3 protein-coding genes are annotated in these 3,131 nt (G+C 73.1%); 1 reads left to right on the top strand and 2 read right to left on the bottom strand.

The window, feature by feature from the left end; translation table 11 throughout:
• Nucleotides 1-185 precede the first annotated feature (185 nt).
• Nucleotides 186-932, bottom strand: a complete 747-nt coding sequence (locus ACJ73U_RS23965) for an ANTAR domain-containing protein (protein ID WP_407779936.1) — start codon at nt 930-932, stop codon at nt 186-188.
• A 398-nt stretch (nt 933-1,330) separates the two neighbouring features.
• Nucleotides 1,331-2,302, bottom strand: coding sequence for a glycosyltransferase family 4 protein (locus ACJ73U_RS23970; RefSeq protein ID WP_407779937.1), 972 nt, complete (start codon nt 2,300-2,302; stop codon nt 1,331-1,333).
• Between the two features lie 292 nt (nt 2,303-2,594).
• Between ACJ73U_RS23970 and ACJ73U_RS23975 the strand changes: the two genes are divergently transcribed.
• On the top strand, nt 2,595-3,131 hold a 537-nt coding region (locus tag ACJ73U_RS23975; protein WP_407779938.1), incomplete at its 3' end, for a YihY/virulence factor BrkB family protein.

A 3,131-nucleotide genomic window follows, 5' to 3' on the forward strand; every position in this document is an offset into this window, starting at 1 on the left:
CCGTGGCGGACGCCCTCACCCGGCTGCGCCACCTGCACGCCTACGGGCCGGAGCCGTCCGCCTTCTCGCTGCGCGTGCGCTTCGACGCGGAGGGCAACCGCGAACCGTCCCCCCGCCGGACCGCGACCGCTCGGGGGCTCCGCAGTTAGGGCCTGTTCCGTGGCTCAGGCGGACCAGCGGGCGGGCTAGAGGCTGTCCGGGTTCTTGGTCAGGGTCTCGGCCAGGTCGCGCAGCTTGATGTTGTTGTCCTGGGAGGTCCTGCGGAGGACGTCGAAGGCCTCGGCGGCCGAGAGGCGCCGCTTGGCCATGAGGATGCCCTTGGCCTGGCCGATCACGTCCCTGCTGTTCACCGCCTGGCGGAGCTGCTCGGCCTCCAGTTCGCTCCGGGTCACGGCCTCTGTCCTGGCCAGGGCCAGTGACGCGTGCGTCCCGAACAGCAGCAGGACGTCCCGGTCGCGGGGGGTGAAGGCCTCCGGGCGCCGGGAGTACACGTTGAGCGCACCGGAGAGCCGGGGTGCCTGGACGTCGGGCAGCAGGGCGGTCGACAGCAGGGAGTGGAAGCCGCGCTCGGCGGCCCCCGTGCCGAAGCGGGGCCACCGCGGGTCAGCGGCCAACTCGGTGCTCAGCGCCATGGCCGGGCCGTCCGGGCGCGCGGCCTCCACGCACGCGCCCTCACCGAACTCGTACTGCAGCTGGTCGAGCTCGGTGGCGAGCGGATCGGTCTCCACGGGGGTGTGGAAGGCGCCGTCAGGGCTGCGCAACGTCACGCTGACCAGGTTTGCGGGGGGCACCGACTCCCGCGCGGCGAGGACGACACGTTCCAGGGCCTCGGCGACGGACGTCACGCCCAGCAGCGCACGCGTGAGCGAGGCGAACCGGGCGGCCAGGTCCGCGAGCACGACCTCGCTCCCGAGCGGATCATCCTGTGACACCAGGTCGCACCCGCCTTCGACGTCACCCAACCCTCAGTTCACCCAACCCATGCCGGCCACCAGCTACGACGTCAGCTTACCCGCGTGGCCGCCGCCGGCCGCCGTGGCCGGCACCCACCGGGGAACGACCGGGTCCACCGGTCGCCGAGGTAGTAGCGTGACGTGAAGCGGGCCGGTCGCCGGCTGCGGCACCCGCCGGACCGTCAGGTGGCCGGGGTGGCCGCAGCCCTGGCCTTCAGCAGAGTAGGGCCAGCATTCCGGTTACCGCCCCACATGCCCTACCGCACAGGGCGAGAAGTCCACGCCCCACGCGGCACTCGCGGTGGCCGGACCGAGGCGGTGCGACCTGCCCGAGCGCTGGGGTCCGCGCCCGGTTCAGCGCCCAGGACTGCCCTCGTTCACCGGAGGTTCAGCACCTGCTGGTAGACGTGTGCGGTCTGCTTCGCGACGAAGGTCCACGAGTACCGCGTGGCTGCGCGGTCGCGGCCCGCCGCACCCTGGTGTTCGCGGGTCGTCCGCTGGTTGAGCAGGGTGCGCAGGGCGCTCGCGAGGTCGCGGGGGCGCCGCGGCGGCACCTGCACGCCGGTGACGCCGTGCACGACGGTGTCGGCCAGGCCACCGACACCGTTCGCGACCACGGCGACGCCGCAGGCCATCGCCTCGACCGCGGCGATGCCGAACGTCGCGGTCCACGGGGTGCACACCACCAGGTCCGCCGACCGCAGCAGGGCGGGCATCGCGGCGTCCGGGACCTCGCCGGCCAGCACCAGGCGGTCCGCGACGCCCAGGGTCTTCGCGTAGGCCCGCAGCTCGTGCGCGTGCCTGCCGTTGACGGGGCCGCCGACGACGACCAGCTCGGTGTCCCGCAGGGCGACCAGCGCGGCGACCGTGGTGCCGAACCCGGACTCGGCCACCAGCGGCCCCACGGAGACGATGCGCCGCGCCGCCCTGGGCCCCATGGACGCGGTCCCCCCGTCCGGCGTGAAGTGGTCGACGTCCAGCCCGTAGGGCACGACCGACACCCTGCCGCGTGCGATGCCCGCACTGGCCAGTCGGCGCCGCTGGCCGTCGTAGGTCACCACGACGTGGTCGGCGGCCGAGACCTGGGCCACCTCGTCGGCGTCGAGCCGCTGCTCCCCGAGCCCGTACACGACCGGCACACCGAGCGCCGTCGCCGCCTCGACGACGGCCGCCGTGCCGAACCCGGAGGACAGGTGGACGACGTCGGGCCGGTCGGCCCGCCACAGGTCGGTGAGAGCACGGACGAACCGCCCCACCGCTCGCGTCGAGCGGCCGACGGGCGGCACGTGCAGGGTCAGGTCGTGCCCGGCGCGGGTCAGCGCCGCGGACCACGCCGTCAGCGATGGCACCCGTCGCGGTGCGGTGGAGGAAAGGGAGGACTCGGCGACCATGGCGATGCGCAAGGAAGACCTCGGAGGCGTCGAACCGGGCAGCGTGGCGAACCAGGCCACCCGAGGTGAGTGGTGACCACGCCGGCTGTTTGACGCTCTGCCACAACGATACCGGCTCGCACCCGATCCCGCTCGCGAGACCGTGATCAGCGGCATCGAGACCGGCACGCCGTTTCTTCTCGCCGGATGCGGATACCCAGCACGCGTGCCCGGCACGGTCCCCGCCGGGGCCAGTACGAGGAAGGACGCCATGACCGGCAGGAGTCGTTCGCAGAGATCGGATCGCGCGCCGGAAGGGCCCACCGCGCTCGACCGCGGGTCCTGGTGGCAGGTGCTGAAGCGCACCGTGAAGGAGTTCAACGACGACGACCTGACGGACTGGGCCGCGGCGCTGACCTACCACGCCGTCCTCTCCCTCTTCCCGGGCCTGCTGGTCGTCGTCTCGCTGCTCGGGTTGTTCGGCCAGTCCACAGTGGACACCGTCATCGACGACGTCGGCGGCGCCGCGCCCGGCGCCGTGCGGGACATCCTGGTCAACGCGACCCGCAACCTCCAGCACTCCCAGGGCACCGCCGGCGTCCTGGCCGTCGTCGGCCTGGTCGGCGGCCTGTGGTCGGCGTCCAACTACGTCGGCGCGTTCATGCGCGCCTCGAACGCGGTCTACGACGTGCCGGAAGGCCGTCCCATCTGGAAGACGCTCCCCATCAGGGTCGCCGTCACCCTCGTCGTCGCGATCCTCCTCACGCTCAGCGTCCTCATCGTGGTGCTGACCGGATCCGTGGCCGAC

Source organism: Actinophytocola sp. (assembly GCF_045807065.1).
Taxonomy (GTDB): domain Bacteria; phylum Actinomycetota; class Actinomycetes; order Mycobacteriales; family Pseudonocardiaceae; genus Actinophytocola.